The 25,913-nt window shown below is 58.6% G+C and carries 28 protein-coding genes and 1 pseudogene; 17 read left to right on the forward strand and 12 right to left on the reverse strand.

Features of this window, described 5'->3' with window-relative positions:
* Window positions 1-72 precede the first annotated feature (72 nt).
* On the reverse strand, window positions 73-723 hold the full coding sequence (locus FBX99_RS11565; RefSeq protein WP_144930877.1) for a hypothetical protein: 651 nt from the start codon (window positions 721-723) through the stop codon (window positions 73-75).
* A gap of 373 nt (window positions 724-1,096) precedes the next feature.
* Here FBX99_RS11565 and coxB point away from each other — a divergent pair, with 373 nt between their 5' ends.
* From coxB to FBX99_RS11585, 4 genes are all read left to right on the forward strand, one after another.
* Window positions 1,097-2,224 carry a cytochrome c oxidase subunit II gene (gene coxB / locus FBX99_RS11570; protein ID WP_144930879.1) on the forward strand — a complete coding sequence of 376 codons (1,128 nt, stop codon included), beginning with the start codon at window positions 1,097-1,099 and terminating at the stop codon, window positions 2,222-2,224.
* Between the two features lie 82 nt (window positions 2,225-2,306).
* Window positions 2,307-3,899 carry a cytochrome c oxidase subunit I gene (gene ctaD, locus FBX99_RS11575; protein WP_144930880.1) on the forward strand — a complete coding sequence of 531 codons (1,593 nt, stop codon included), beginning with the start codon at window positions 2,307-2,309 and terminating at the stop codon, window positions 3,897-3,899.
* 131 nt (window positions 3,900-4,030) lie between these two features.
* Window positions 4,031-4,582: a cytochrome c oxidase assembly protein gene (locus tag FBX99_RS11580; protein ID WP_047704029.1), complete on the forward strand. Its 552-nt coding sequence runs from the start codon at window positions 4,031-4,033 to the stop codon at window positions 4,580-4,582.
* 24 nt (window positions 4,583-4,606) lie between these two features.
* Window positions 4,607-5,494, forward strand: coding sequence for a cytochrome c oxidase subunit 3 (locus FBX99_RS11585; RefSeq protein WP_047704028.1), 888 nt, complete (start codon window positions 4,607-4,609; stop codon window positions 5,492-5,494).
* An 8-nt stretch (window positions 5,495-5,502) separates the two neighbouring features.
* Here FBX99_RS11585 and FBX99_RS11590 read toward each other — a convergent pair whose 3' ends face one another.
* Window positions 5,503-5,706, reverse strand: coding sequence for a twin transmembrane helix small protein (locus tag FBX99_RS11590; protein ID WP_144930885.1), 204 nt, complete (start codon window positions 5,704-5,706; stop codon window positions 5,503-5,505).
* Window positions 5,707-5,776: 70 nt separating this feature from the next.
* Here FBX99_RS11590 and FBX99_RS11595 point away from each other — a divergent pair, with 70 nt between their 5' ends.
* The 7 genes from FBX99_RS11595 (at window position 5,777) to FBX99_RS11625 (ending at window position 13,610) form a co-directional block, all read left to right on the forward strand.
* Window positions 5,777-6,514, forward strand: coding sequence for an SURF1 family protein (locus FBX99_RS11595; RefSeq protein WP_145131642.1), 738 nt, complete (start codon window positions 5,777-5,779; stop codon window positions 6,512-6,514).
* Window positions 6,480-7,073 (forward strand): hypothetical protein, encoded by a 594-nt coding sequence (locus FBX99_RS11600; protein ID WP_145131644.1) that lies wholly within the window; start codon window positions 6,480-6,482, stop codon window positions 7,071-7,073. The genes FBX99_RS11595 and FBX99_RS11600 overlap by 35 nt, the downstream gene beginning before the upstream one ends.
* Window positions 7,074-7,083: 10 nt before the next feature.
* The gene (locus tag FBX99_RS11605) at window positions 7,084-8,163 is read left to right on the forward strand and encodes a heme A synthase (RefSeq protein WP_145131646.1); all 1,080 of its coding nucleotides are present in this window, start codon (window positions 7,084-7,086) and stop codon (window positions 8,161-8,163) included.
* Entirely contained in the window at window positions 8,151-9,050 is a 900-nt protein-coding gene (cyoE, locus tag FBX99_RS11610; protein ID WP_145131648.1) for a heme o synthase, read from the forward strand. The genes FBX99_RS11605 and cyoE overlap by 13 nt, the downstream gene beginning before the upstream one ends.
* Window positions 9,047-9,682: an SCO family protein gene (locus FBX99_RS11615; RefSeq protein WP_144930894.1), complete on the forward strand. Its 636-nt coding sequence runs from the start codon at window positions 9,047-9,049 to the stop codon at window positions 9,680-9,682. The genes cyoE and FBX99_RS11615 overlap by 4 nt, the downstream gene beginning before the upstream one ends.
* 751 nt (window positions 9,683-10,433) lie before the next feature.
* Window positions 10,434-10,796: a DUF6124 family protein gene (locus tag FBX99_RS11620; protein ID WP_145131650.1), complete on the forward strand. Its 363-nt coding sequence runs from the start codon at window positions 10,434-10,436 to the stop codon at window positions 10,794-10,796.
* A gap of 303 nt (window positions 10,797-11,099) precedes the next feature.
* Entirely contained in the window at window positions 11,100-13,610 is a 2,511-nt protein-coding gene (locus FBX99_RS11625; RefSeq protein WP_145131652.1) for a VPA1262 family N-terminal domain-containing protein, read from the forward strand.
* A gap of 177 nt (window positions 13,611-13,787) precedes the next feature.
* Here the strand turns inward: FBX99_RS11625 and FBX99_RS11630 are convergent, their stop codons facing one another.
* Window positions 13,788-14,402, reverse strand: a complete 615-nt coding sequence (locus tag FBX99_RS11630) for an alpha/beta fold hydrolase (RefSeq protein ID WP_145131655.1) — start codon at window positions 14,400-14,402, stop codon at window positions 13,788-13,790.
* A 147-nt stretch (window positions 14,403-14,549) separates the two neighbouring features.
* On the opposite strand from FBX99_RS11630, the gene FBX99_RS11635 reads away from it, so the two are divergent.
* The 3 genes from FBX99_RS11635 (at window position 14,550) to FBX99_RS11645 (ending at window position 16,817) form a co-directional block, all read left to right on the forward strand.
* The gene (locus FBX99_RS11635) at window positions 14,550-14,879 is read left to right on the forward strand and encodes a hypothetical protein (protein ID WP_144931079.1); all 330 of its coding nucleotides are present in this window, start codon (window positions 14,550-14,552) and stop codon (window positions 14,877-14,879) included.
* A gap of 323 nt (window positions 14,880-15,202) precedes the next feature.
* A complete protein-coding gene (locus FBX99_RS11640) occupies window positions 15,203-16,351 on the forward strand; it encodes an ImmA/IrrE family metallo-endopeptidase (RefSeq protein ID WP_145131657.1) in 1,149 nt (382 codons plus the stop codon).
* Window positions 16,338-16,817 carry a DUF4411 family protein gene (locus tag FBX99_RS11645; protein ID WP_145131659.1) on the forward strand — a complete coding sequence of 160 codons (480 nt, stop codon included), beginning with the start codon at window positions 16,338-16,340 and terminating at the stop codon, window positions 16,815-16,817. Before FBX99_RS11640 ends, FBX99_RS11645 begins: the two co-directional genes overlap by 14 nt.
* Before the next feature lie 118 nt (window positions 16,818-16,935).
* Here the strand turns inward: FBX99_RS11645 and FBX99_RS11650 are convergent, their stop codons facing one another.
* The gene (locus FBX99_RS11650; RefSeq protein WP_144931073.1) at window positions 16,936-17,211 is read right to left on the reverse strand and encodes a hypothetical protein; all 276 of its coding nucleotides are present in this window, start codon (window positions 17,209-17,211) and stop codon (window positions 16,936-16,938) included.
* Between the two features lie 533 nt (window positions 17,212-17,744).
* Between FBX99_RS11650 and FBX99_RS11655 the strand changes: the two genes are divergently transcribed.
* Complete coding sequence (locus FBX99_RS11655; RefSeq protein WP_145131661.1) at window positions 17,745-18,710, forward strand: endonuclease/exonuclease/phosphatase family protein; 966 nt, start codon at window positions 17,745-17,747, stop codon at window positions 18,708-18,710.
* A 216-nt stretch (window positions 18,711-18,926) separates the two neighbouring features.
* Here the strand turns inward: FBX99_RS11655 and FBX99_RS11665 are convergent, their stop codons facing one another.
* The 3 genes and pseudogenes from FBX99_RS11665 to FBX99_RS11670 form a co-directional block, all read right to left on the reverse strand.
* The gene (locus FBX99_RS11665; RefSeq protein WP_145131663.1) at window positions 18,927-19,736 is read right to left on the reverse strand and encodes an alpha/beta fold hydrolase; all 810 of its coding nucleotides are present in this window, start codon (window positions 19,734-19,736) and stop codon (window positions 18,927-18,929) included.
* 107 nt (window positions 19,737-19,843) lie between these two features.
* Window positions 19,844-19,993, reverse strand: coding sequence for a hypothetical protein (locus FBX99_RS28865; RefSeq protein ID WP_178111918.1), 150 nt, complete (start codon window positions 19,991-19,993; stop codon window positions 19,844-19,846).
* Window positions 19,994-20,189: 196 nt separating this feature from the next.
* Window positions 20,190-20,363, reverse strand: a pseudogene (locus FBX99_RS11670) (ATP-binding protein); the annotation flags it as partial.
* A gap of 226 nt (window positions 20,364-20,589) precedes the next feature.
* On the opposite strand from FBX99_RS11670, the gene FBX99_RS11675 reads away from it, so the two are divergent.
* Entirely contained in the window at window positions 20,590-20,856 is a 267-nt protein-coding gene (locus tag FBX99_RS11675; RefSeq protein ID WP_144931066.1) for a DUF2790 domain-containing protein, read from the forward strand.
* 51 nt (window positions 20,857-20,907) lie between these two features.
* Window positions 20,908-21,069 (forward strand): hypothetical protein, encoded by a 162-nt coding sequence (locus FBX99_RS28870; RefSeq protein WP_178111916.1) that lies wholly within the window; start codon window positions 20,908-20,910, stop codon window positions 21,067-21,069.
* Between the two features lie 16 nt (window positions 21,070-21,085).
* Here FBX99_RS28870 and FBX99_RS11680 read toward each other — a convergent pair whose 3' ends face one another.
* The 5 genes from FBX99_RS11680 to def form a co-directional block, all read right to left on the reverse strand.
* Window positions 21,086-21,397, reverse strand: coding sequence for a tetratricopeptide repeat protein (locus tag FBX99_RS11680; RefSeq protein ID WP_144931064.1), 312 nt, complete (start codon window positions 21,395-21,397; stop codon window positions 21,086-21,088).
* Window positions 21,398-21,574: 177 nt separating this feature from the next.
* Window positions 21,575-22,948, reverse strand: coding sequence for a Trk system potassium transporter TrkA (trkA, locus tag FBX99_RS11685; RefSeq protein ID WP_144931062.1), 1,374 nt, complete (start codon window positions 22,946-22,948; stop codon window positions 21,575-21,577).
* A gap of 24 nt (window positions 22,949-22,972) precedes the next feature.
* A complete protein-coding gene (gene rsmB / locus FBX99_RS11690) occupies window positions 22,973-24,283 on the reverse strand; it encodes a 16S rRNA (cytosine(967)-C(5))-methyltransferase RsmB (protein WP_144931060.1) in 1,311 nt (436 codons plus the stop codon).
* On the reverse strand, window positions 24,280-25,239 hold the full coding sequence (gene fmt / locus FBX99_RS11695; RefSeq protein ID WP_145131665.1) for a methionyl-tRNA formyltransferase: 960 nt from the start codon (window positions 25,237-25,239) through the stop codon (window positions 24,280-24,282). The genes rsmB and fmt overlap by 4 nt, the downstream gene beginning before the upstream one ends.
* A 70-nt stretch (window positions 25,240-25,309) precedes the next feature.
* Window positions 25,310-25,816 (reverse strand): peptide deformylase, encoded by a 507-nt coding sequence (gene def / locus FBX99_RS11700; protein WP_144931056.1) that lies wholly within the window; start codon window positions 25,814-25,816, stop codon window positions 25,310-25,312.
* Between the last annotated feature and the right edge of the window lie 97 nt (window positions 25,817-25,913).

Raw genomic sequence — 25,913 nt, forward strand, 5'->3', positions numbered from 1 at the left:
GCTTTCGCGAGCAAGCCCGCTCCCACAGGGTTTTGTAACAAATACAGCTTTTTGTGGAGAATCAGCTCTGGATCAAGCCGCCGGCTGATCCAGCTCCAACCCCACACCCAAGCGCCGCGACATGCACGGCCAGCGCTTCCAGGCGGCGCCGGTGTGCGGGCTGCTGAGTTTCTCGCGATAGGTTTCCACCGACTCCAAGGCAAATGTCTCGTCGTTGAGCATCTCGTCAAAGGCGTGATGCACCACTTCATCGAGCTGGTTGGCAAAGGCTTCGCCGATCAACTGGTGGGCAATCAGATTGGCGACCGTCATGTCCAAGGGGATCAATGGCTGGCCGAAATGCTTGATGTACAGGTCGTTGACCTCTTCGACGAATCGATGGGCCAGGTAGGCTTCGTCCAAGAGGCTGTCGAGCCCGACATGGCCGGCCATGATCGTCGGCGGCTGGAGGAAATACTGTTCGGCGATTTTCAGCACCGGTTTGATTTGCGGCTCGATGCCCGCCTCCTTGGCGACCTCGTTGGCTGCATCCAGCAGGTCGGGAACTTCATCGATGTAGGCGGCGACAAACCGCGCCAGGACGTCGTTGGCGTTCGTCTCTGGCAATTGGATAGCCCGGTGCAGGTGCGGTAACTGGCTTTCCAGCTGACGGGCCAACTGGCCAGTCTCGGCTTCGTGTTGTTGGGCTTTTTGGATCTGCTCGCGCAATGCGGCGGTGTTCATGACAACTCCAGGAAAACAAAGGCAATGAAATAGGGAAGACATAACTTAGCTGGCGAATAAACACGCCTAAGACCTATTTGTCATAACTGCCTCTTCCTTGATGCGTCGCTGTTATATCGGTTTGCCATCATCTGGTTTCGCATCCTTCTCCATTCGCGGCTTCCAGCGCAAGTCCTGTCTGTTTCAAACGATTTACGCCATCGCGTTGCGAGGTTGCAGTCGCTGTCTATACTCGGTTCTGAATGGAGTTAGCTGATGAACCCGATGTACGGCAGCAAGGCATGGCGGTTCGAGTTCGTAGTCTGATGTAGCCGCTCTCCTTGCCGCAGGCTTTATGCCTACGGGATAACAAGAACGATAAGGGGAACCCGCAATGACGCGACATCCACATGTTTGGATGGGCCTCCTGTTGTGTTCGATTTTCAGCCAGGCGCAAGCTGCCTGGACTGTGAATATGGCGCCTGGAGCGACACAGATCAGCAATGCAGTATTCGACCTGCACATGACCATCTTCTGGATCTGTGTAGTGATCGGCCTCATCGTCTTCGGCGCCATGTTCTGGTCGATGATGATGCACCGCCGCTCCACCGGCCAGAACGCGGCCCACTTCCACGAAAACACCCGCGTCGAGATTCTCTGGACCATCGTGCCCTTCCTGATCCTGGTGGCCATGGCGATTCCCGCCACCGCGACCCTGATCAAGATGTACGACTCCAGCGAGTCGGAGATCGATATCCAGATCACCGGCTACCAGTGGAAGTGGCATTACAAATACCTGGGCCAGGACGTCGAGTTCTTCAGCAACCTGGCCACCCCCGCCGACCAGATCCATAACCAGAGCACCAAGGGCGAACACTACCTGCTGGAAGTCGACAAGCCACTGGTGCTGCCGGTCGACGCCAAGGTGCGCTTTCTGGTGACCTCCGCCGACGTGATCCATTCCTGGTGGGTACCGGCCTTCGCGGTCAAGCGCGACGCCATCCCCGGCTTCGTCAACGAGGCCTGGACCAAGATCGACAAGCCCGGCATTTATCGCGGCCAATGCGCCGAGCTGTGCGGCAAGGACCACGGTTTCATGCCCATCGTGGTCGAGGTCAAGAGCAAACCCGACTATGAAAAATGGCTGGGCGAACGCAAGGCTGAAGCCGCGCAGCTCAAAGAGTTGACCAGCAAGGAATGGACCCTGGAAGAACTCAAGGAACGTGGTGACAAGATCTACCACACCACCTGCGTAGCCTGTCACCAGGCCGAAGGCCAAGGCCTGCCACCGATGTTCCCAGCGCTCAAGGGCTCGAAGATCGCCACCGGGCCGAAGGCCGATCACCTGAGCATTGTCTTCCACGGCAAACCGGGGACCGCCATGGCCGCATTCGGCAAGCAATTGTCGGAGGTCGATATCGCCGCCGTCGTGACCTATGAACGAAACGCCTGGGGCAACAACAAGGGCGACATGGTCACGCCTAAAGAAGTGCTGGAACTCAAACAGGCGGAAAGCAAATGAGCCGGCCTGACGTGTGTTCCCGCAACCGGTCGGGGCTCATCGCCCCGCGCCGTCCAGCCCATCCGTTCGAAGGAGACAGGACATGAGTGCTGTGATCGATGACCACGGCCATGCCGGCGCCGACCACGCCCACGGCCCCGCCAAGGGTCTGATGCGCTGGGTACTGACCACCAACCACAAGGATATCGGCACGCTGTACCTGTGGTTCGCCTTCTCCATGTTCCTGCTGGGCGGCTCGTTCGCCATGGTGATCCGCGCCGAGCTGTTCCAGCCCGGCCTGCAGATCGTGGAACCGGCATTCTTCAACCAGATGACCACCATGCATGGCCTGGTGATGGTCTTCGGCGCGGTGATGCCGGCCTTCGTCGGCCTCGCCAACTGGATGATCCCGTTGATGATCGGCGCGCCGGACATGGCCTTGCCGCGCATGAACAACTTCAGCTTCTGGTTGTTGCCGGCCGCATTCCTGCTACTGGTGTCCACGCTGTTCACCGCCGGCGGCGGGCCGAACTTCGGCTGGACCTTCTACGCCCCGCTGTCCACCACCTATGCGCCGGAAAGCGTGACGTTCTTCATCTTCGCCATCCACCTGATGGGGATCAGCTCGATCATGGGCGCGATCAACGTGATCGCCACCATCCTCAACCTGCGCGCCCCCGGCATGACCCTGATGAAAATGCCGCTGTTCGTCTGGACCTGGCTGATCACCGCGTTCCTGCTGATCGCGGTGATGCCGGTGCTGGCCGGTTGCGTGACGATGATGCTGATGGACATCCATTTCGGCACCAGCTTCTTCAGTGCCGCCGGCGGCGGTGATCCGGTGCTGTTCCAACACGTGTTCTGGTTCTTCGGACACCCCGAGGTGTACATCATGATCCTGCCGGCCTTCGGTGCCGTCAGCTCGATCATCCCGGCGTTCTCGCGCAAGCCGCTGTTCGGCTACACCTCGATGGTCTACGCCACGGCGGCCATTGCGTTCCTGTCGTTCATCGTCTGGGCGCACCACATGTTCGTGGTGGGCATTCCACTGGTGGGCGAGCTGTTCTTCATGTACGCCACCCTGCTGATCGCCGTGCCCACCGGGGTGAAGGTGTTCAACTGGGCCAGCACCATGTGGCAGGGCTCGCTGACCTTCGAGACGCCGATGCTGTTCGCCGTGGCGTTCGTGATCCTGTTCTCCATCGGTGGTTTCTCCGGGCTGATGCTGGCCATCGCCCCGGCGGACTTCCAGTACCAGGACACTTACTTCGTGGTCGCGCATTTCCATTACGTGCTGGTGCCCGGCGCGATCTTCGGGATCTTCGCCTCGGCCTACTACTGGCTGCCGAAATGGACCGGCCACATGTACGACGAAACCCTCGGCAAGCTGCACTTCTGGCTGTCGTTCATCGGGATGAACATGGCGTTCTTCCCCATGCACTTCGTCGGCCTGGCGGGCATGCCCCGGAGGATTCCGGATTACAACCTGCAATTCGCCGACTTCAACATGGTGTCGTCCATCGGCGCGTTCATGTTCGGCACTACGCAGATCTTCTTCCTGTTCATCGTGATCAAGACCATCCGCGGCGGCGAGCCGGCACCGGCCAAGCCGTGGGATGGGGCCGAAGGGCTGGAATGGAGCGTGCCGTCGCCGGCGCCGTATCACACCTTTACTACGCCGCCGGAAGTGAAATGAGATGACACATAGGCCTCCTGTGGGAGCGGGCTTGCTCGCGAAACGGCCGACGCGGTCTGACGGAAATACCGCGTTATCGTTCTTCGCGAGCAAGCCCGCTCCCACAGGGTCCGGTGCACGGGATGGAAACCATGGCTGATTCGATTTCGATGAAAAAACTGGTCACCCGCCTGATGATCGTGGTGGTGGCGATGTTCGTCTTCGGTTTTGCCCTGGTGCCGATCTACGACGTGATGTGCAAAGCGTTCGGCATCAATGGCAAGACCGCCGGGCAGTACGAGGGCGAGCAGGTGGCCGATGCATCGCGGCAGGTTCGCGTGCAGTTCCTGTCGACCAATGCGGTGGACATGCCCTGGGACTTCTACCCCAAGGGCGATCAACTGGTGGTGCAGCCGGGCGCGGTGAACGAGATGGTCTTCGTGGCCCACAACCCCACCGACCGGCCGATGAGCGCCCAGGCCGTTCCGAGCATCGCGCCGAGCACCGCGGCGGCGTATTTCCACAAGACCGAATGCTTTTGTTTTACCCAGCAAGTGCTGCAACCCGGTGAACGGATCGAAATGCCCATGCGCTTCATCGTCGACCGGGACATGCCCAAGGATGTGAAGCACCTGACGCTGTCCTACACGCTGTTCGATATCACCGCTCGTCATCCACCGGTGGCTCAAAACACTGAACGATAGCGTGCCCGATAAGGAGAACAATAAATGGCAACTCACGAACACTATTACGTTCCGGCCCAGAGCAAATGGCCGATCATCGCCACGGTCGGGATGTTCGTCACGGTGTATGGCCTGGCGACCTGGTTCAACGACCTGAAGGCGGCTCGACCGGAATCCCACGGCCCGCTGATCTTCTTTGTCGGCGGCCTGCTGGTGGCCTACATGCTGTTCGGCTGGTTCGGCGCGGTGGTCAAGGAAAGCCGCGCCGGGCTGTACAGCCCGCAGCTCGATCGCTCGTTTCGCTGGGGCATGAGCTGGTTCATCTTTTCCGAGGTGATGTTCTTCATCGCCTTCTTCGGCGCGCTGTTCTACGTGCGCCACGTCTCGGGACCGGCCCTGGGCGGCGAAGGCACCAAGGGCCTGGCCCATATGCTCTGGCCGAACTTCCAGTTCACCTGGCCCTTGCTGAACAACCCCGACCCGAAACTCTTCCCGGCCCCCAAGGAAGTCATCAGCCCCTGGGGCCTGCCGCTGCTCAACACCGTGTTGCTGGTCAGCTCCAGCGTCACGGTCACCATCGCCCACCACGCCTTGAAAAAAGGCCACCGTGGCGCGCTGAAGCTGTGGCTGGCGATCACCGTACTACTGGGTTGCGCGTTCCTGGGCTTCCAGGCTGAAGAATACATCCACGCCTACAAGGAACTGGGCCTGACCCTGGGCTCCGGGGTCTACGGCGCGACGTTCTTCATGCTCACGGGTTTTCACGGCGCCCACGTCACCATCGGCACGATCATTTTGTTCGTGATGCTGATGCGCATCATGCGCGGGCACTTCGACAACGAGCATCAGTTCGGCTTCGAGGCGGCGAGCTGGTACTGGCACTTCGTCGATGTGGTGTGGATCGGCTTGTTCATCTTCGTCTACGTGCTCTAGCGCTGTTTTTACCAGGGTGCGTGGGACACCAACTGGCCGCTGAAGAAGCCCCAGGCGATCAAGCCGACGGTGACAGCGGCCAGGCTGACCCGAATCGCCAGGGCGATCATCAGGCGATTGGAATCGCTTTCGTCCTTGACCAGAAAAAACAGGCCGCTGAACAGGCTGGTAACCGTGGCGATCAGCATCAGGACGATGGCTGCTTTTAGCATCAGGGACACTCCGGGGGGACGCGATGCACGTGAGTATAGCTTTCCCGTTCGATGACTTTCGGGCGGCACCATGAAAGGCTTCCGGCCGGGGCTCGTGCCGTCACTGGTGGTGGCCATTCTGGTGCCGGTGATGGTGTGCCTGGGCTTCTGGCAATTGAGCCGGGGCGAACAGAAGCGCGTGCTCATGGCGAACTACGCCGAGCGTCGCGTGGCGCTGCCGATGGACAGCGCCGAGCTGCAGCAGACGGCGGACCCGGCCTTTCGACCGGTGCAGCTCAGCGGTCAGTTCGACCCCGAGCACAGCATCCTGCTGGATAACCGCCAGCACGACGGCAAGGTCGGCGTCGAGTTGCTGCAACCCTTTCTCGACCACCGGACCGGGCTGTGGCTGCTGGTCAATCGGGGTTGGCTGCCGTGGCCGGACCGCCGCACCCCGCCGGCCTTCGACACCCCCGAACAGCCCCTGAACCTGGAGGCCTGGGTCTACGTCGCACCCGGCACCACGTTCCAGCTCCACGCCGACCCCAGCGGTGCACCGTGGCCACGCCTGGTCACCGCCATCGAGCCGGACAAGCTCTGGGCCGAGCTGGGCCGCCACGGTTTCGCCTATGAATTGCGCCAACAAGGCGGCCCCGGCGCCTACCGGACCGATTGGCCGGTGGTGAGCATGGGCCCGGAAAAACACCTCGGTTATGCCGTGCAGTGGTTCGCCATGGCGGCGGCGCTGTTCGGCCTTTTTCTTTATCTCGGATGGCATAACGCAGGGAGACACCATGGGAAGCGCCATGAATCCAACCAACACGTCTGAGGCACCCTCGGCCCACAGCCGCCGCAAGGGCCGTCTGCAATTGCTGCTGATCGTGTTCGGGGTCATCGGCCCGATGATCCTGGCCACCGGCATGTACAAATTCCAGTTCTGGGTGCCGGACAGCCGCAGCTACCACGGCGAACTGATCGGCACCGGTCAGACCCGCGCCGAGATCGGCGTACAGGCCGATGAACAGCGCTGGCAGATCCTCGTCACGGCGCCGAAGGAATGCTCGGTGGACTGCCGGCAACTGGTCTACCTGGCCCGGCAGGTGCAGATCGGCCTCGGCCGCGACGCCTCCCGCGCCAGCCATGCCCTGGCCATCGCCCAACCGCTGGATGCCGAGTACGACGCGCAACTGCAGCGCGAATACCCACAACTGCAACGCTACCCGCTGGACCTGCCGGTCTATCAGAAAGATGTCCAGAACACCGACGGCGCCCAGCTGTGGATCATCGATCCCCACAGCAACCTGGTGCTGCGCTACGACGCCCGGGTCAAGGGCAAGGACCTGCTCAACGACCTGCGCCACCTGCTGAAACTGTCGAACATCGGATGAGGGCATCGACATGGCCAAACCTGGATTTCGCCTCGCGCTGTTCGCCACGCTGCTGGCACTGATCGTCGTATTGCTGGGCGCCTACACCCGCCTGACTCACGCCGGCCTCGGTTGCCCGGACTGGCCCGGCTGCTACGGGTTCATCAGCGTGCCCAAGAGCGAAGCCCAACTGGCCCATGCCGAGCTGCATTTTCCCGACGCCCCGGTGGAAGCCCACAAGGGCTGGAACGAGATGGTCCATCGCTACTTCGCCGGGACCCTGGGCTTGATGATCGTAGCGTTGGCGGCACGGTCCTGGATGAACCGCCACCGCCCGGGCCAGCCATTGAAGTTGCCGTTGTTCCTGCTGGCGGTGGTTTTCGCGCAAGCGGCATTCGGCATGTGGACCGTAACCCTGAAGTTATGGCCGCAGGTGGTGACCGGACATTTGCTGGGCGGCTTCGCGACGCTGAGCCTGCTGTTCCTGCTCACCTTGCGACTGTCCGGGGTGCTGCCGGCGCTGACCGTGCCCAAGCGCTTGCAACACTGGGCCACGGCCGGGCTGCTGCTGGTGATCGGCCAGATCGCCCTGGGCGGCTGGGTCAGCTCCAATTACGCCGCGGTGGCCTGCATCGACTTCCCCACCTGCCACGGCCAATGGCTGCCACCGGCGGATTTCGCCAACGGCTTCCACCTGACCCAACACATCGGCCCGAACTACCTGGGCGGCCAACTGGACAGCGACGCCCGCACCGCCATTCACCTGACCCACCGCATCGGCGCGTTGCTGGTGACGTTGGTGTTGCTCGGGCTGGCCTGGCAGTTGAAAAGAGTGGGCATGACCCGCCTGGCAGGGCTGGTGCTGATTGCTCTGGCCGCGCAAATCACCCTGGGCATCAGCAACGTGCTGTTCCACCTGCCGCTGCCGGTGGCCGTCGCCCACAACGCCGGGGGCGCCGCGCTGCTGCTGACCCTGGTGCTGGTCAACTATCACGCCCGCACCAGCCTGGTCCGGGTCAAGCATCAGGTCCCGCTGCGCTGGCGGTTCAACCCGCATAAACACAGCGTCAGCCCCATCACCATTAAAGGAGAGATGCCATGGCAACCCTGACCGGTACACGCCACAGCCGGGCGATCTGGCGCGATTACCTGGAGCTGACCAAACCGAAAGTGGTGGTGCTGATGCTCATCACCTCACTGGTGGGCATGTTCCTCGCCACCCGCGCCGGGGTGCCGTGGACGGTGCTGGTGTTCGGCAACCTGGGCATCGCCCTGTGTGCCGGCGGCGCAGCGGCGGTCAACCACGTGGTGGACCGACGCATCGACGCCGTCATGGCCCGCACCCACAAACGCCCCCTGGCCGAAGGCCGCGTCTCCCCCGTCGCCGCCCTGACCTTCGCCCTGGCGTTGGCCGTGGCCGGGCAAGCGTTGCTACTGGCCTTCACCAACCCGCTGACCGCCTGGCTGACCCTGGCCTCGTTGCTCGGTTACGCGGTGGTCTACACCGGCTTCCTCAAACGGGCCACACCGCAAAACATCGTCATCGGCGGCCTCGCCGGCGCCGCACCGCCGCTGCTGGGTTGGGTCGCCGCCACCGGCCACGTCAGCGCCGAACCGCTGTTGCTGGTGCTGATCATCTTCGCCTGGACCCCGCCGCACTTCTGGGCCCTGGCGATCCACCGCAAAGAGGAATACGCCAAGGCCGACATCCCGATGCTGCCGGTCACCCACGGCGAGCACTACACCAAAATCCATATCCTGCTCTACACCCTGGTGCTGCTGGCGGTGAGCCTGATGCCGTTCGTGATCCAGATGAGCGGCCTGCTCTACCTGGTTTGCGCCCTGGTACTCGGCGCCCGGTTCCTGCAATGGGCCGTGGTGTTGTACCGTGGCAGTCGGCCGCACGCGGCGATCAACACGTTCAAGTACTCTATCTACTACTTGTTCCTGCTGTTCATCGCCCTGCTTGTCGATCACTACTTATTGTTGAGCCTATGACCCGAACCCAGAAAACCGTCTTCATCCTCGTGGCCGTGATCGCACTGATCCTCGGCCTGACCATCAACAAGGTGCTGACCGGCAAAGGCCAGGGCGACCAAACGGCCCTGATCGACGCCGGCATCATCCTGCTGCCCCAGGCCCGCACCCTGCCGGACGTGAAAATGACCGACCAGGACGGCCAGCCCGTGGCAGTGGATGGTTTGAAGGATAAATGGAGCCTGCTGTTCTTCGGCTACACCTTCTGCCCGGACATCTGCCCCACCACCCTCGCCCAACTGCGCCAGATCAAGAGCGAGTTGCCAAAAGAGGCTGTGGATAAGTTGCAGATTGTACTGGTGAGCGTCGACCCGAACCGCGACACGCCCAAGCAGCTCAAGCAGTACCTGGGGTACTTCGATCCGCAGTTCAAAGGCCTCACTGCTTCATCCATCGAAGACCTGCAAAAACTGGCGAATGCAGTGAGCATACCGTTCATCCCGGCGGACACCAGCAAGCCCAACTACACGGTTGATCACAGTGGCAACCTCGCAGTGATCGGGCCGGACGGTACCCAGCGCGGCTTCATTCGCGCGCCGTTGAACAACCAGAAGCTGGTGGCGCAGTTGCCGGAGATGCTCAAGCGCAAATAGCACCTCCAGAGGCATACCGCTCAGCCAAGCCATGCCGATCCCTTGTGGTGAGGATTCATTGTTGTAGGGAACCTCATTGTGGCGAGAGGATTTATCCCCGCTGGGCTGCGCAGCAGCCCCCAAAAAGCTGAATGCGATCTACATGGCACAACGCGATGGCCGGGTTCAGGGCGAGGGGCGACAGACCTCCAGCCCCCAATCTCTCTGTGGGAGCGGGCTTGCTCGCGAAAGCGGCGGCTCAGCTTGCATCAATATTGAACGTGCCGCCCTCTTCGCCAACAAGCCTGCTCCCACACAGAATGCTGGTGAACACAGCCTCTGCAACAACCCCCAATCCCTGTGGGAGCGAGCCTGTTCGCGATGAAATCGACACGGTTCCAGACCAAACTAAGTCCCCCGCATCGCCGGTAAACCCGGTTCCTACAGCCCCCACCTACACACCTCCACCAACCCACGAATCCTTGCGCCTTTGCCTACAACTGCGCCAGAATCCGCCCGCTTGTGCGCCTTGTCCCTGGGTTCTATTGTCGTTCCTGCCACTGCCCATCAGTGGTCGGGTTTAGTAGCCCGGTTCACATCACGGCTGTACAAGTCTCATCAGACAGGCATTAGCCTATTCTCGATGGTGGCTGTGCGCATGGCGCCTTCGGGCGCGCCGGGTTTGGTGTGATCACCGGTCTACTAACTTGCGCACAGCCGCCTCCATCCGTTTAGTAGCGAAATGGTGCGGCCCCATTAGAGGATCACACCAATGTTCAAAGTAACTCCAAACCCACCAGAAACAGACCCCACCACACAGTCCGCAAAAGCCAAGGCCAAGAAGCAAGAAGAAACCACCAAACGCGTGCTCGATCACTACTTGCTGCCGAAGCCGGATCAATCCAAAGACGAACCGAAACCGGGGCAGGTTTTCACCGTTGTGAAAGGCCTCGATAACGAATGCATGCTCGCCAACCTCAGTGAAACGCTGGCTTCGGCTGATGCCATGGTGACTGATCTGGCGTTTGACCTGGATGGTTCGCGGCGTCATTTGGCGCTGGGGATTCAGCAGATGATTGAGCTGAGTTCGTTGTTGGCGAATCGGGTGTTGGATAATGTGGAGCCGGGGCAATAGTATCTTCCCCAATGAAAAAGCCCGACGTTTTGCGTCGGGTTTTGGTTGTTCCGTTCAAGAAGCCGCGAGTATTGCCACACTTTTTCATATTTCCCCTTCACCGTTCTCTCTAGCGATAGGCTACAACGGCCAAAAACGGCTCTTGACTCATGAGACCTTATTTTCAGTTTTGGTCTGTAACTCGATTACGGAGATCAGTAGCTATATCGCCGGTACGCTAGACGTTGGCTTTAGTTACGCATACAACGTCTTTTAAATTCGTGGCGTAAAGCGTAGCGTTGGAGCTAAATGAGTTTGTCTCCAATGGAAAATGTCACTATGCCAATTGCGCTAACTGTCTTCGGCGTTGAAGCCGATGGACTTGATCCAATGCTTGCCCGCGTAATGTTGAGAACCGTACGCGGGCCAGGAACCTACCCTGACCCTAAATTGCCACAGGGTACGATAACCGATGGGACTTTTCGTACGAAAATCTCAGAAAGCGAGCTTACGCTCGTCACTTGGGATAAAGTCTTATCTGACGTCGAAGAGCACTTGGTTGAGAATCAGTTCGTTAAAGGACATTTTTTAATTCCAGAAGAATGCCCGATTGCAGGTGGACGAATGATAATAGGTCATCCATTTTGGCCAACAATAGTTGGAGAAATAAACCAAAGAGCGAGGATCACCGGAACTGGTCTTCTATTGCGAAAAGGTATCGTAGCCGAATCACTTCTGACTGATCTGAACGACGCACTTAATAATAGACTAAAGCCGGGAGCAGCACAGAAGGCATTATTGGCCATTAGCCTAAAACTTGACGAATTGTCGGGTATGGAAGACGCTCTGAAAGCACGAACACCAATTGGAGTCATCGAATATTTTTTCCGCACAGCCGGGGCGGGAGGCATTGACGGCCCGCTATTCGAAATTGTTCCGAAAAAACCAGATTTTCGAACCAACGAACCGATGCTTCAGGTAAATGTGCGTCGGTTCGCAGCACCGCTCGACCTCACATTTAAATTGCAGGTCACCCTGAAGAATTACGATGAAGTGATTCGCTCGACACTCATCGAGATCAAAGCTGGAATGTCAGAAATGACGTTCTCGGCCCCTATCCATATAACCGATGTCTCACTCTCAGTATTCGATAGCATTGGCGAATTAGCAGACCAGTTAAGCGTCCAGTTTATTCAAGGTACTGATTTCGGTCTTTCAATATTGGGTGCAACTGATAAGCTCCCTCCATTATTTCCAGGAAACTCCAATAGCCGCGACCTTGAAAGCCGAGTTCGAGTTCATACAATGGCGTTCGCAGGACCGTCTATCGATAATCGCTCTGGCGGTCTGGACTTGCTTCGAAAACAGAAAGCTAGCATTGCCGCATTAATAGGACCAGATCTGACCGGGGCGGAAAATGTTTGGTTTGAGAAAGGAGTCGAAAGCCAGGTAGAAGTGATTCGCTGGATCAAGAAAAAAATCGAGCAACCGGGAGTAACTACCGCATATCTTATCGATCCTTATTTAGGAAGCGAAGCGGTCAAACGAGTCATAGCTCGCCAAGGAAACGAGACCGCTGAATTGCTAATTTTGGTTTCACCAGGTGATATAAATCCCGACGCGGCAAAAGCAAGCACAACCAACAAAAAAACTTATCTAGAAAGCCTTAAATCCACGCTGAATGAATGGGCGCCTCAGTTGACCGGCAGCATTTCTGTGGTGCATATAAAGCGAGGAAACGGTTCGGAGCAAGCATTCCATGACCGATATTTATGTACCATTGATCAAAAAGGCAATCCAACAACTTACATGCTATCAAACAGCCTGAGTAAAGCAGCTGGCTATTGGCCGTTCGCCATCTGCGAGCTTAATAAAATTATGTCACGACAAGTTCATGCGTACATTCTAAATCTACTGAATGGTAACTCTAGCAATAAAAATCTCCAGGCAGAGCTGATTTGGAGAAAGGAAAAAATTAGTGATGCCCCCCTAGGTAGGCACTCTCGATTTAATCATTTGGAGTCTGAACCCGATTGGAAGCCGGCCAAGGACTTCTTGTCTGATATCTTTAACATCATTATTCGAAACTCAAAGTACGAGCCCGAAATTGACGCACGCCTTAAAGCGTTCTTGGGTATTTGGCCGGAGAGCAAGGATGAGGAGCGTCTAGCGAAAGAGCTTTTCAAGGTTGTTAGTCATCGTGAAGCTATCGTGGTCTTCGTTTCCCAACTGCTCAGAGCTAATGGTCGAGACAAGATTGCGGACTATTTGGACAACAAACTCCTTGATCGCTTTCTTGAACAGCTCCCCGGCCTTCATCAGAATGGTAGATGGTTCGTTCCATCCGAAGCGCGACAATCCGTCCTAGATAGTCTCGGAAGAACCGTTGCTCGCAAGCAGAACGCAAGTAATTTTGTACGCGCTAAGCTTAATTCGAAAATCCACGAACTCATTACTATGATTGAAACCCAACGCAACGATCGCTCCGCAGAAGCGCTTCAAGTTGCCCTATCTCTGGCAACTATCGCTTTACAGGTTGTAATTCATGCAGAAGATATGGATGAGAGGTTTCGTAAAGGCATCGCCATTGACTACATTTACTGTCTTGGACGAATAATGCGATCAGATACCGCCGCCAGTATGTTTGTATCTCACGAAATTATATTTCCCGAATGGGTAGAAGATCTAACTGCTGTATCAAAAAAACTTGCGAGGGCGCGACTTGCTCTGGGCGAGCTATTGGATGCAGCTATAACACAAGTAAAAAATGATTTATGGGTTGCCTCCATCTTCAAGGAATCGATAACGGATGCACTAAATGCCCCGTACGGCTAATCGCTTACCCAACTCAGCAAGACCGAAAATAGTGAGCAATTTCATTTAGGAATCAAGACATGGAACAAGGTCTTCACGCACATCGCTCTTAGAGTAAAGCGGATAAGGGGACGGATTTATTTTTAGAGTGCATCTGTCCCCTTTGCTTTTTCATGGCAATAGCAACAAGTATCCCGCTCACCCACAGACCAGATGCCTCTCGACCAACCTCGCCACCTCATCCGCATGCGTAAAACCCAAACTGTGATCAGCATCAGGGAAAACATGTAACTCCGCATGGGGCAAAAGCTGAGCAAGGCGCTGGCCGACGCAAACGGGGCTGATCGGATCCGCATCGCCCCAGAGGAGCAACACTGGCATACGCAACTCAGCCAATCGCAACGTGAGGTCGGTGCGATCGTCGAGAAACCACCTCGGCAGCGTCGGGTTGGCGGCAGCAAAGGCCGGGCGCCAATCGTGCGCGTCCAGATCAGACATATCCACCCCGCCAGAGGTGACGGTCAGTATCAGGTGAGTGACCAGCTCGGGGCGTTCAAGCGCTGCAAGCACAGCGACGATACCGCCCATGGATTGCGCAACCAGCGCTGTGGGTCGGTCGATCTCGGCCAGGACGCGAGTCGCCAGATCTTCCATACCGGTTATGCCAGGTGCGGGAGGCGTGTTTCCAAAGCCGGGCCAGCCGATATGAACCTGCTGCGCTGGGTGGGTCAGGCGTTCGGCAACCGGATGCCAGAATCGGGTGTTGCCTGAGGCGCCGGGGAGGTATAGGAGTTTTGTGGGGGGTGCAGGCACGGGTTCGGTCCTTGAAGGTGAAATTGAAAGAGTCAGTGATCCATCGGCAGGGGAACCACTCGCAGCCCCATGGCGGACATCCGAACAGCTAGGCCGTATGATTTGTTTCATTGCCGATAAGAACAGACATTGCAGTCGAGAGAAAAGATGAGCGACGAGTTTAGCTACGTCTGGCTATTGCCACTGCTTGAAAAGCCTTTCGAGGTGGCGGCGCTCGATTTGCCTGACGCAGTAAAAACCTTGGGGATAAAATACACGCTACCCACCGAGATAGCGTTGCAACCATTGGTGGTCACAGCACTGGCTTCACATTCGAAGTACTGGGCAGGACTGGCGCTCCGATGGTTGGAAGAGGGCTTTCCCTTGGATTTGGAACTGAGCCAACTCTTGGCTCATTGCGCCGAGAATCGGGCGCTGCCTCAATCTCACCGTCACAGGGCATGTAAGCTTGCCTGCCTGGCGGGAAATGGCAGCTGAGCTAGAAAGCAGAGACGGCCTTTTAATAGTATTCGCGTGCTTGCTCCTGCTTCTCCACCTTCTATGAGCCAATCCAGGATCTGACCACCGCACCTCCAAGCCACATATCCTTGCGCCTTTGCCTACAACCACACCAGAATCCGCCGGCTTTTCAGCCTTGCCCTCGGGCTCTATCGTTTCCATAACACTGGTCGAGCCGGTATCGATGACACTCCGGCATGCTAGCTCCCTCGGGAAAGTCATAGGCCCGACCGCATCAAGCTTTCGGCAGCTAGCTTTGGTGGCTGATGTTCACAGGTACACACCGTCTATATACTCAAATCATGGAACGTATCCAATCAATCAATCTCGCGCGGATAGACTGGTGTTGTACCGATCACGGTATTACGCGGGACGAGCTCGCCCGTGAGATCGATATAGCACCTGCCATTTTTGGAAAAGTAATGGCCGGCGAGACGGGACTGACCTTCAACCAGTTGCGTAAGCTGGCGGCCTTTTTCGGGCGAGGTACCTTATTTTTCATGGAGCCAGGGCCAGTCAACGAGGCAAAGGTGCACTCGCCGCAGTTCCGCACCTTGAGCAATCAGAAACCGGAACTTTCGCACCGCCTGAAGCTGCTGGTTGAGAGAGTGGAGCGTCAACGCGCAGTGTTCCTTGCACTACGTGAGGAGCTTGATCCGACGGAGGTCGTACGCTTCTCGCCGCCCGACCTGGCAGGCCTTAGCATTCCTGACGCGGCCAGCCGTGTGCGTGAATGGCTGGGGTTGGCGAACCGTAACAATTTCGACAGTTATCGTAAGGCCATCGAAGCGCGCGGCCTGTTGGTCTTCCGCAGCAATGGCTACACCGGTAAATGGCAGATTGCGAAAGAAAGCCCGATTCTCGGTTTTTCGCTCTACGATCCTGAATGCCCGGTAATCGTCATCAAGAAACAAGATGCAGATACCCGCCAAAGCTTCACGTTAATACATGAGTTGGGGCACCTACTTATCCATCGTGCAAGCTCGATTGACGATGAAGAGGATTTGTATTCGGCGAACGATGAAGAGCAAGAGGCGAATGCCTTTGCAGGCCATCTGTTGGTCCCCGATCGGTTTCTGCTAAGCATTCATGACAATGAGCGCCCTATTGAGGCGGCCGAATTTGATAGCTGGCTGGAACCACAACGCAGGGCGTGGGGTGTGAGCGGCGAGATGATCCTACGGCGTCTGATGGATGCCGGACGTTTGCCAAGCGAAGCCTATGCCGCATACCGGCGGTGGAACACGCAACGAGTGATGCCTGAAAAAGAGGGTGGCAGCCGAGAGCACCGCAATCGCGAACCCCGGCATATTTTTGGCGATGGTTACGTGCGCACAGTGCTGGATGCCATGAACGCTCGTCGTATCACTCTCGCCAAGGCAAGCAGCTATCTCGACAACCTTAAGATCTCGGACCTGCACAAGCTGGAACGCTTCTATGCAGGTGTTTGATGCCTCATCCATGCTTTACGCGTGGGATAACTACCCTATCGCGCAGTTTCCGGGTCTTTGGGTATGGATGGCGGACCGAGTGATGCAAGGGGTGATTCGGATGTCCGAGGTTGCCGCCGAAGAGGTTGGACACAAAGCACCGGAGTGCGTGACTTGGCTGAAGGATTCAGGTCTGCAAAAGATGCCTGTGACCGAGGCGATCCTGTTGGAAGCCTTTCGTATCAAAGGATTGCTCGAGATCGAAGAAGACAAATACGGTGCTGGGGTCGATGAAAACGATCTATACATCATTGCTACCGCGAAGCTCGATGGCTGCGAGTTAGTCACGGATGAGGCGTTTCAGCCTTCTGCGAACAAGCAAAAGCGCAATTGGAAAATTCCTGCTGTTTGCAACATGGAAAGTGTGCAAACCCCTTGGATCAACTTCCTCGACTACATCAAACGATCCCAAGCGGTTTTTGGGTGATGACTTCAAGTGATTGAGTACAAAATGGGACGGATTTCCCCCTTCCCTATCAAACCGCCGAAGCCTCAACCTCTCTAGAACGCCAGGCAAAAGCCAGTAGAAAAGGGGACAGATTTTTTCAAGAAATAAACTGGCGCTTATATCTCGCGACCTTCTCAGGAAACAACTCTTCGTAAAGAGGACGAGGAATGCCGAGAATGTTTATCTCGATCAATTCGGGCAGAAGCTCTTCCGAGTAGTCCAGAATGCCAATGCCAGCACATGGAATAACCAAGCCCGCTCCGGTTTGAGCACAAAGCGCTAAAGCCGATTGATCAAGGTGATTTGCGCGGCATTCTTGCTGGATAGCCTGGTACCCATCGGCTGGGACGAATTGACCGAAAGCAACGCCCATTGGAGGATCTCCATCCTCCAGGGCTGAATAGCCCACCAAAACCGGTCCGCTGTAGATTGAAAATCGCGCCAATTGATTGCCCTTCCTTGCCGAGTAAGTCGGACATTACAGATTTCGTCACTTGCCTGCGAAAAAGCGAGGGCCTGCCATGCTCTGCGTCAGCCGAAACAGGCAATCACGAACGGCCGTTTTGCCACTTGCGTTTCCTTTCAGCCAACTCGCTCAAACCTACGAGTCAGGCGCTTGCGTCATTCATCAGTTGGCGCCAGACCTGCAATGGCCACCTGAATAATTATGGGCATGTACGTCTCCAGTCAGATCTTGATGGTCAACATCGAGAGGTCGCGTTGCGGGCCGCTACCCGCCGTTGACCTGCGCCTCAATGCCGACCAATACATCGCCCGCATGGTAGGTGGGTAAGATTTCATTGGATAGAACTCTGTAGCGACAAACTGGGCTGCTACGCTCAAAGAGCGGCTAAAAGCAGTGCCGTCTTCTGGACCCCCACTGCCACCGCGCTCGGAACTCTCCCCATGAAACCACTCTATCTAGCCCTATCGCTTTGCTGTCTCTCACACCCTGCCCTGGCTGAAACCCTCACCTTCGCAACATGGAACCTGGAATGGCAACGGTCGGTTCCCCTCAGCCAGCGTGAGTTCGAGGAGTGCACCCAAATCAAGGCTGCTGATCGCGAGCGACTTGAGGAAACACACCCCTACCGCTGGGAATGCAAATCACCGGCGCAGATAGCGGATCTGAAGACCGTGGCGGCAAAGCTGAATGCCGACGTGATTGCCGTGCAGGAAGTCGAGAGTTCTGAGGCGCTGCAGCAGATCTGGCCGAAGGATCAGTACGATTTCTACGTGAACATGCAGAGCCCCTGGATACAGCGCACTGGGTTTGTTGTCCGCAAATCCAGCAGGCTTGAGGTTGGAAGGCTCGGCGATGTTCGTCCACTTGGAGAGGCCTTCAAGAGTCATGCTCGCCATGGTGCGGAGTTACCCGTCACGATCAAAGGCATGACCCTCAAGCTTTTATCCGTACACCTCAAAAGTGGCTGTCCTGACCATGCGTTGAACAGTGGGTATGCGACCGAGAGTGATAAGGCTAGCGGGGTCGTCACCTGCGATGTGCTTAGAAGGCAAGCACCTGCCTTGGAAGCCTGGCTCGATAAGGCAATCCAGTCCGGCGCTTCCGCAATGCTTATTGGCGATTTCAATCGTCGATTTGATACTGCGGTTGAACACGAAACAGCACCTGACGTGAGTCTTTTTGCCGGACTTTCAGATGGCGAGCCGACCGCTGCCAAGTTGTTTCGCCCAACCGAAGGTTATGAGGCCCTGCCCGAATGCCGGGGCGGAGGCTCTAAATGGTTGATTGATCATGCGTTGATGAGCAGCGAATTGAGAAAGCACTATGTGGCCGGGTCGTTATCGGAGTTTCCTGTGCCGATGAAGGGCTCTGATCATTGTCCGGTTGTTTTCAGGATGAGGTTCTAAGCAGTAGATTGATTGGGCCATAACCTGTGGGAGCGAGCCTGCTCGCGATTGCGGTTTGTCAGTTGACGGGGATGTCGGCTGGCAGGGCCCCATCGCGAGCAGGCTCGCTCCCACAGGGGGAATGGGGTTTGATCTTTAATTGAGCGGCGTTTTTGGAGCACTTCGCAATAAAACCCCCGGCGTCCCGCGCCGGGTTTTTTAGTCAGTACACGATCATCATTTGGAACTGGCCTGCGCTGCTTCAACGATCAGCGCCGCAACCTTATCCGGATTGGACGCCATCACCACATGGGAGGCGCCTGGGACGGTGACGGTCTTTTTCGAGCCCGCACGGTCGGCCATGAACTTCAGGGCAGCTTCGGGGATGTTCTTGTCCGCCGAACCGTAGATGAACCAGGACGGCAGTTTTTTCCAGGCCGGGTCGCCGGAGGCTTCCTTCAAGGCTGCCTCGCTGATGGGCCGTTGTGTAGCGGCCATCAGTGCGGACTCGGCCACAGGAACGTCGGCGGCGAACTGTTGGCCGAATTTGTCCTGCTGGATGTAGAGGTCCTTATTGCCGTCGTCCAACGGCACCGGAGCGGCCAGGGTCGGCCCAAGGGTGCTGCCAGGGTAGCGACCGGACAGTTCGATGGCGGTTTCACCTTTGTCCGGGGCGAAGGCTGCGACGTAGACCAGCGCCTTGACCCGTGGGTTGTCATGCACGGCGTTGGTGATCACGGTACCGCCGTAAGAGTGACCCACCAGGATCACCGGGCCGGCGGTGTGCTCGACGATGTCGGCGACATAATCGGCGTCCTGCTTCACGCCGCGCAGTGGGTTGGCTGCTGCCACCACAGGGTAGCCCTGGTTCAACAGCCGGGCAGCAACGCCATTCCAACTGGACGATTCGGCGAAGGCGCCATGTACCAGCACGACGGTGGGCTTGGTGGCGTCGGGCGGCGTGGCGGCGGTACCAGGAGGGGAGGTCAGCGCCAATGCAGCGGTGAGGGTGGCGGCCAAGAGCGATTTGATATTGAACATGATCATTCCTTTTCATTTAGGGGTATGTGGTGCTCATGGGCGGCACATGAGCGGGGGCGATGGATTTACTGGCCCAGGAAGGCCAACGGTTGGGGCGGTCCTTGTGAGCGTCGTCAGGCGGTGGCGCGAATGGCGCTGCGCAGGCCCTCGACCAGGTCGGGTTGGACAGCGACTGCCGTGATGCTCATCGCCGCCACCAGGGTTGCGAGCAGGCCGAAACAGCTGCCAGCACTGGGGGCGATAGGATGGGATATGCATGGCAAGTTCTCCTGCGGTCAGCGCTCGCAGTTCGGGGGATCCGATGGCGAGTCGATGGGGAGAACTCTTGCAAGGGCATGTATACCGACTGTGTTCGACAACCGGCGGTTATGCGTTCTTTTGAATCTGTGAATGCGCTGGATACAGTGGCTTACAAATGCACGCCCTTGCATCTGGCCGGTGGCCGGTAGCGGCTGCACTTCATATGCAGCCCAGCGGGACGTGCAACCAGCGTGGCCTACCGATTGCGACGGTCAACCGCCGGGCGATGGCCAGGCCCAGACCAGCGCCACCGGTGCTGCGATTGCGTGAGCTTTCCATCCGATAGAACGGCTTGGCCACCTCCTCCAGGACCGCCTCGGGAACACCCGCTCCCGTGCGTCATCCAGCAAGCGCTGACCCAGCCCGAGATCAAGCCAGAGCCCAGCCAGAACAGCAGCGATTGTATCGCTGTGTATCGCAACCCACCTCAGATACGTAACGCATCCAACCGAGGTGTTTTTCGACACAGCCGAGATACCTCACCGGCCTTTAATGAGCTCCATCGAGACAACATGAGTCGCCTCGATGAAACCATCGAACTCATTGAAGGAAAACGACCATGAAACTGAAAACCATCGCTACCGCTTGCCTGATCTCTGCCCTGAGCGCCGCCGCATTACCCGCCTTGGCCCAGGACAAAGCCGCCAGCGAAGCCTACGCCTACGGCACCCACCCGGACATCAAGCACGTGGTCTCGCTGAGCGAAGACAGCGGCCAGACCTGCGGCTTGGTGAATGCGCAGATCAACTACCTCGATTCGATGGGTGATCAGCGCGCCCTGACGTACCTCAAGCATGCAGCCAGCTGCAACAACGAAGGGAACTGAGCTTCACGGCACGCATTAACGCCCGCAATCATCGTGCACACAGGAGTCAATATGAAAAAACTCAAGACCTACCTGAGCGCTTTTGCCCTCTCACTGGGCGGCATGGCTGTTCATGCCAATGCCGCCAGTGAGCCCAACCGGGGCAACAGCGGACTCTGCTACCAGCTCACTCCGTTGGGGCAAACTCCCCCGCCACGAGCGGTTGGCCTTTGAAGGTGTTGTGGGGGTGTCAGGGGTGACGGTCCAGTTTCTTGAGGAATACCGTCATCTCCTTTTCGGCCTGTTTGTCGCCATGGGCGCGGGCGGCTTCCAGGCCTTGTTCCCAGGCTTGGCGCGCTGCCGACAAGTCACCCCGGCCCTGATGAGCCTTGCCCAACAGTTTCCAGGCGGCCGAATACTTGGGGTCGAGCTCGACGCAGCGTTGCAGGTGTTCGGCGGCGCGGGGGAATTCGTTGAGATCGAGATAGCCCTTGCCCAGGCCAAAGCGCAGCAGTGGGTTATCCACACCCTTGGCGAGCATTTTTTCCAGGGATTCGAGCATGGGGCCTGTCCTTTTTGGCTGTTCCAGTGATTGAGCTGTTGGGAGTTTGACCGCTTTCGCGAGCAAGCCCGCTCCCACAGGGGTCTGGTGTTGTTCCGACAATTGTGAGCAACGCAGATCCATTGTGGGAGCGGGCTTGCTCGCGAAAGCAAGCGGTCAAGCACCGCATATCTTGGATCAGAAAAAGCTCAACCCCACATGGAACAGCTTCTCGACATCGCGAATGTGCTTCTTGTCCACCAGGAACAGGATCACATGGTCGCCGGTCTGGATCACGGTGTCGTCATGGGCGATCAGGACTTCTTCGTCGCGGATGATCGCGCCGATGGTGGTACCCGGAGGCAGGCCGATGTCGCGGATAGCGCGGCCGATCACTTTGCTGGACTTGGCGTCGCCATGGGCAATGGCCTCGATGGCTTCGGCCGCGCCACGGCGCAGGGAGTGCACGCTGACGATGTCACCGCGACGCACATGCGCGAGCAAGGTGCCGATGGTTGCCAGTTGCGGGCTGATGGCGATGTCGATGTCGCCGCCCTGGATCAAGTCGACGTAGGCCGGGTTGTTGATGATGGTCATCACTTTCCTCGCCCCCAGGCGCTTGGCCAGTAGTGACGACATGATGTTGGCTTCGTCGTCGTTGGTCAGGGCCAGGAAGATGTCAGCGTCGGCGATGTTCTCTTCCAGCAGCAGGTCGCGGTCCGAGGCACTGCCTTGCAACACCACGGTGCTGTCGAGGGTGTCGGAGAGGTAGCGGCAACGGGCCGGGTTCATCTCGATGATCTTGACCTGGTAGCGGCTTTCGATGGCTTCGGCCAGGCGCTCGCCGATCTGCCCGCCGCCGGCGATGACGATGCGCTTGTAGTTCTCGTCGAGGCGGCGCATTTCGCTCATCACCGCACGAATATTCGCCTTGGCGGCGATGAAGAACACCTCGTCGTCGGCCTCGATCACCGTATCGCCCTGGGGCAGGATCGGCCGGTCGCGGCGGAAGATGGCCGCGACGCGCATTTCCACATTCGGCATGTGCTCGCGTAGCTGACGCAGTTGCTGCCCCACCAACGGCCCGCCGTAGTAGGCCTTGATCGCCACCAGTTGCGCCTTGCTCTCGGCAAAGTCGATTACCTGCAAGGCGCCCGGGTGCTCGATCAGGCGCTTGATGTAGTTGGTCACCACCTGCTCGGGGCTGATCAATACATCCACCGGGATCGCTTCGTTGTCGAACAGATCGGCGCGGGTCAGGTAGGCCGCCTCCCGCACCCGAGCGATCTTGGTCGGAGTGTGGAACAGGGTGTGGGCGACCTGGCAGGCGACCATGTTGGTCTCGTCGCTGTTGGTGACGGCCACCAGCATATCGGCATCGTCCGCGCCGGCCTGACGCAGCACGGTCGGCAGGGAACCGCGTCCTTGCACGGTACGGATGTCGAGACGATCACCGAGGTCGCGCAGGCGTTCGCCATCGGTGTCGACCACGGTGATGTCGTTGGCCTCGCTGGCCAGATGTTCCGCTAGCGAACCACCGACCTGCCCTGCACCGAGGATGATGATTTTCATCCGTTCACTCCTATCGAATCGGTCTTAACCGCGTGCGGCGGCGATCTTGATCAGCTTGGCGTAGTAGAACCCGTCGTGACCACCCTCCTGGGCCAGCAGTTGGCGACCGTGGGGCTGCTTCAGGCCGGCCTGGGTGGCGATGTCCAGTTCCCGGGCACCGGGGGTGCGGGCGAGGAAGGCTTCGATCACTTCGGTGTTCTCGGTCGGCAAGGTCGAGCAGGTGGCATAGAGTAGGATGCCGCCCACGTCGAGAGTCTGCCACAGGGCGTCGAGCAGCTCGCCCTGCAGCAGGGCCAATGCGGCGATGTCGTCCGGCTGGCGGGTGAGCTTGATGTCCGGGTGACGGCGGATCACGCCGGTGGCTGAGCATGGGGCGTCCAGCAGGATGCGCTGGAACGGCTTGCCGTCCCACCAGGCCGCGGTGTCGCGACCGTCGGCGGCGATCAGCTCGGCGTCCAGGCCCAGGCGCTCGAGGTTTTCCTTCACCCGCACCAGGCGCTTGGCTTCCAGGTCCACCGCCACCACGCCGGCCAGCTTGGGCTCGGCTTCGAGGATGTGGCAGGTCTTGCCCCCCGGTGCGCAGCAGGCGTCCAGCACCCGTTGCCCAGGCGCCAGCTCCAGCAGGTCGGCGGCCAGTTGCGCGGCTTCGTCCTGGACGCTGATCCAGCCGTCGACGAAGCCCGGCAGGGCACGTACATCGCCCGGGGTTTCCAGCAGGATGCCATCGCGGCTGTACACGCATGGCCGGGCCGGGATGCCGGCCTCGCCTAGCAAGGCCAGATAGGCATCGCGGCTATGGTGGCGACGGTTGACCCGCAGGATCATCGGCGGATGGGCATTGTTGGCCGCGCAGATGGCTTCCCATTGCTCGGGCCAGAACGCCTTCAAGGCCTTCTGCAACCAGCGCGGGTGAGCGGTGCGCACCACCGGGTCGTGTTCCAGCTCCGCCAGCAGACTTTCGCTTTCCCGTTGGGCGCGGCGCAACACGGCGTTGAGCAAGGCCTTGGCCCAGGGTTTTTTCAGTTTGTCGGCGCAGCCCACGGTTTCGCCGATGGCGGCGTGGGCAGGCACGCGGGTGTAGAGCAGTTGATAAAGCCCCACCAGCAGCAACGCTTCGACGTCGGCGTCGGCGGCCTTGAACGGTTTTTGCAACAGCTTGGCCGCCAGGGCTGAGAGCCGTGGTTGCCAGCGAGCGGTGCCGAACGCCAGGTCCTGGGTGAAACCGCGATCACGGTCTTCGACCTTGTCCAACTGGGTCGGCAAGGAGCTGTTGAGCGATGCTTTGCCGCTGAGCACGGCGGCAAGCGCCTTGGCGGCGGCCAGACGCGGGTTCATGAAGCCTCCACCGCTTGGCCGAGGATGCTGCCGACGGCAAATTTCTCACGCCGGCTGTTGAACAAGTCGCTGAAGTTCAGCGCCTTGCCGCCGGGCAGTTGCAGACGGGTCAGGCACAGCGCCTGTTCGCCACAGGCCACGACAAGACCGTCCTTGCTGGCTTCGAGAATCTGCCCCGCAGCCCCCTTACCATCGGCGCACCTGGCGGCCAGTACCTTGACCGCTTCGCCGTTCAAGGTGCTGTGGCAGATCGGCCACGGGTTGAAGGCGCGTACCAGCCGCTCCAGTTCGACCGCCGGACGACGCCAGTCGATGCGGGCCTCATCCTTGTTCAATTTGTGCGCGTAGGTGGCGAGGCTGTCATCCTGCACTTGGCCTTCCAGGGTACCGGCAGCCAGACCGGCAATGGCCTCGACCACGGCCGGCGGGCCGATCAGCGCGAGGCGGTCGTGCAGGCTGCCGCCGGTGTCTTCGGCGCTGATAGGAGTGGTGACCTTGAGCAGCATCGGCCCGGTGTCCAGGCCCGCCTCCATGCGCATCACGGTCACGCCGCTCTCGGCATCGCCCGCTTCCACAGCGCGCTGGATCGGCGCCGCACCACGCCAGCGCGGCAGCAGCGAGGCGTGACTGTTGATGCAACCCAGGCGTGGGATGTCCAACACCACTTGAGGCAGGATCAGGCCATAGGCGACCACCACCATCAGGTCCGGTTTCAGCGCGGCCAGTTCGGCCTGGGCTTGCCCATCGCGCAGGGTCGGCGGCTGCAACACCTGCAAACCGTTTTCCAGGGCCAGTTGCTTGACCGGGCTGGGCATCAGTTTTTGCCCACGGCCGGCCGGCCGGTCCGGCTGGGTGTAGACCGCGATGATTTCATGGGGGCTGGCCAGCAGGGCCTTGAGGTGTTCGGCGGCAAACTCGGGAGTGCCGGCAAAGACGATGCGCAGTGGCTCAGTCATGGAAGCTCTCAATTAACAGCAGTCGCATAAAGAAAAAAGGCTTGCCGCGGCAAGCCTTTGAAAGGGGGCATCAAGCATTCTGGCGGTGAATCTTTTCCAGTTTCTTCTTGATCCGGTCGCGCTTGAGGGTCGATAGGTAATCCACGAACAACTTGCCGTTGAGGTGGTCACACTCATGCTGGATGCACACCGCCAGCAATCCTTCGGCGATCAGTTCGTAAGGCTGGCCGTCACGGTCCAAAGCCTTGATCTTGACCTTCTGCGGACGGTCGACGTTCTCGTAGAAACCCGGTACCGAGAGGCAGCCTTCCTGGTATTGCTCCATCTCGTCGGTGAGGGTTTCGAACTCGGGGTTGATGAACACCCGTGGCTCGCTGCGGTCTTCGGAGAGGTCCATGACGACGATACGCTTGTGCACGTTGACCTGGGTCGCGGCGAGGCCGATGCCTGGCGCTTCATACATTGTTTCAAACATGTCATCGACCAACTGACGCACTTCGTCGTCCACTACGGCCACCGGTTTGGCAATCGTGCGCAGGCGCGGGTCCGGAAATTCGAGAATGTTCAAAATGGCCATAAGCTTGATAAATGCACGTGTGAGGTAAAGTCGGGTGGCTGGCCTGGCGTGTCTCGGGATGCAGGCTACCGTTGTAAAACGTTGCTCTGAACGCTGC

This window comes from Pseudomonas sp. SJZ074 (genome assembly GCF_007828215.1).
GTDB lineage: Bacteria > Pseudomonadota > Gammaproteobacteria > Pseudomonadales > Pseudomonadaceae > Aquipseudomonas.

Bases quoted from the DNA above. Each gene is read 5' to 3' on its own strand.
- coxB (WP_144930879.1), top strand. From the start codon at position 1,097: ATGACGCGACATCCACATGTTTGGATGGGCCTCCTGTTGTGTTCGATT.
- FBX99_RS11585 (WP_047704028.1), top strand. From the start codon at position 4,607: ATGGCAACTCACGAACACTATTACGTTCCGGCCCAGAGCAAATGGCCG.
- FBX99_RS11635 (WP_144931079.1), top strand. From the start codon at position 14,550: ATGAGCGACGAGTTTAGCTACGTCTGGCTATTGCCACTGCTTGAAAAG.
- FBX99_RS11595 (WP_145131642.1), top strand. From the start codon at position 5,777: ATGAAAGGCTTCCGGCCGGGGCTCGTGCCGTCACTGGTGGTGGCCATT.
- FBX99_RS11680 (WP_144931064.1), bottom strand. From the start codon at position 21,397: ATGCTCGAATCCCTGGAAAAAATGCTCGCCAAGGGTGTGGATAACCCA.
- fmt (WP_145131665.1), bottom strand. From the start codon at position 25,239: ATGACTGAGCCACTGCGCATCGTCTTTGCCGGCACTCCCGAGTTTGCC.
- FBX99_RS11675 (WP_144931066.1), top strand. From the start codon at position 20,590: ATGAAACTGAAAACCATCGCTACCGCTTGCCTGATCTCTGCCCTGAGC.
- trkA (WP_144931062.1), bottom strand. From the start codon at position 22,948: ATGAAAATCATCATCCTCGGTGCAGGGCAGGTCGGTGGTTCGCTAGCG.
- ctaD (WP_144930880.1), top strand. From the start codon at position 2,307: ATGAGTGCTGTGATCGATGACCACGGCCATGCCGGCGCCGACCACGCC.
- cyoE (WP_145131648.1), top strand. From the start codon at position 8,151: ATGGCAACCCTGACCGGTACACGCCACAGCCGGGCGATCTGGCGCGAT.
- FBX99_RS11625 (WP_145131652.1), top strand. From the start codon at position 11,100: ATGGAAAATGTCACTATGCCAATTGCGCTAACTGTCTTCGGCGTTGAA.
- FBX99_RS11565 (WP_144930877.1), bottom strand. From the start codon at position 723: ATGAACACCGCCGCATTGCGCGAGCAGATCCAAAAAGCCCAACAACAC.
- FBX99_RS11620 (WP_145131650.1), top strand. From the start codon at position 10,434: ATGTTCAAAGTAACTCCAAACCCACCAGAAACAGACCCCACCACACAG.
- FBX99_RS11650 (WP_144931073.1), bottom strand. From the start codon at position 17,211: ATGGGCGTTGCTTTCGGTCAATTCGTCCCAGCCGATGGGTACCAGGCT.
- FBX99_RS11640 (WP_145131657.1), top strand. From the start codon at position 15,203: ATGGAACGTATCCAATCAATCAATCTCGCGCGGATAGACTGGTGTTGT.
- FBX99_RS11615 (WP_144930894.1), top strand. From the start codon at position 9,047: ATGACCCGAACCCAGAAAACCGTCTTCATCCTCGTGGCCGTGATCGCA.
- FBX99_RS11600 (WP_145131644.1), top strand. From the start codon at position 6,480: ATGGGAAGCGCCATGAATCCAACCAACACGTCTGAGGCACCCTCGGCC.
- FBX99_RS28870 (WP_178111916.1), top strand. From the start codon at position 20,908: ATGAAAAAACTCAAGACCTACCTGAGCGCTTTTGCCCTCTCACTGGGC.
- FBX99_RS11605 (WP_145131646.1), top strand. From the start codon at position 7,084: ATGGCCAAACCTGGATTTCGCCTCGCGCTGTTCGCCACGCTGCTGGCA.
- FBX99_RS11665 (WP_145131663.1), bottom strand. From the start codon at position 19,736: ATGATCATGTTCAATATCAAATCGCTCTTGGCCGCCACCCTCACCGCT.
- FBX99_RS11655 (WP_145131661.1), top strand. From the start codon at position 17,745: ATGAAACCACTCTATCTAGCCCTATCGCTTTGCTGTCTCTCACACCCT.
- def (WP_144931056.1), bottom strand. From the start codon at position 25,816: ATGGCCATTTTGAACATTCTCGAATTTCCGGACCCGCGCCTGCGCACG.
- FBX99_RS11580 (WP_047704029.1), top strand. From the start codon at position 4,031: ATGGCTGATTCGATTTCGATGAAAAAACTGGTCACCCGCCTGATGATC.
- FBX99_RS11590 (WP_144930885.1), bottom strand. From the start codon at position 5,706: ATGCTAAAAGCAGCCATCGTCCTGATGCTGATCGCCACGGTTACCAGC.
- FBX99_RS11645 (WP_145131659.1), top strand. From the start codon at position 16,338: ATGCAGGTGTTTGATGCCTCATCCATGCTTTACGCGTGGGATAACTAC.
- rsmB (WP_144931060.1), bottom strand. From the start codon at position 24,283: ATGAACCCGCGTCTGGCCGCCGCCAAGGCGCTTGCCGCCGTGCTCAGC.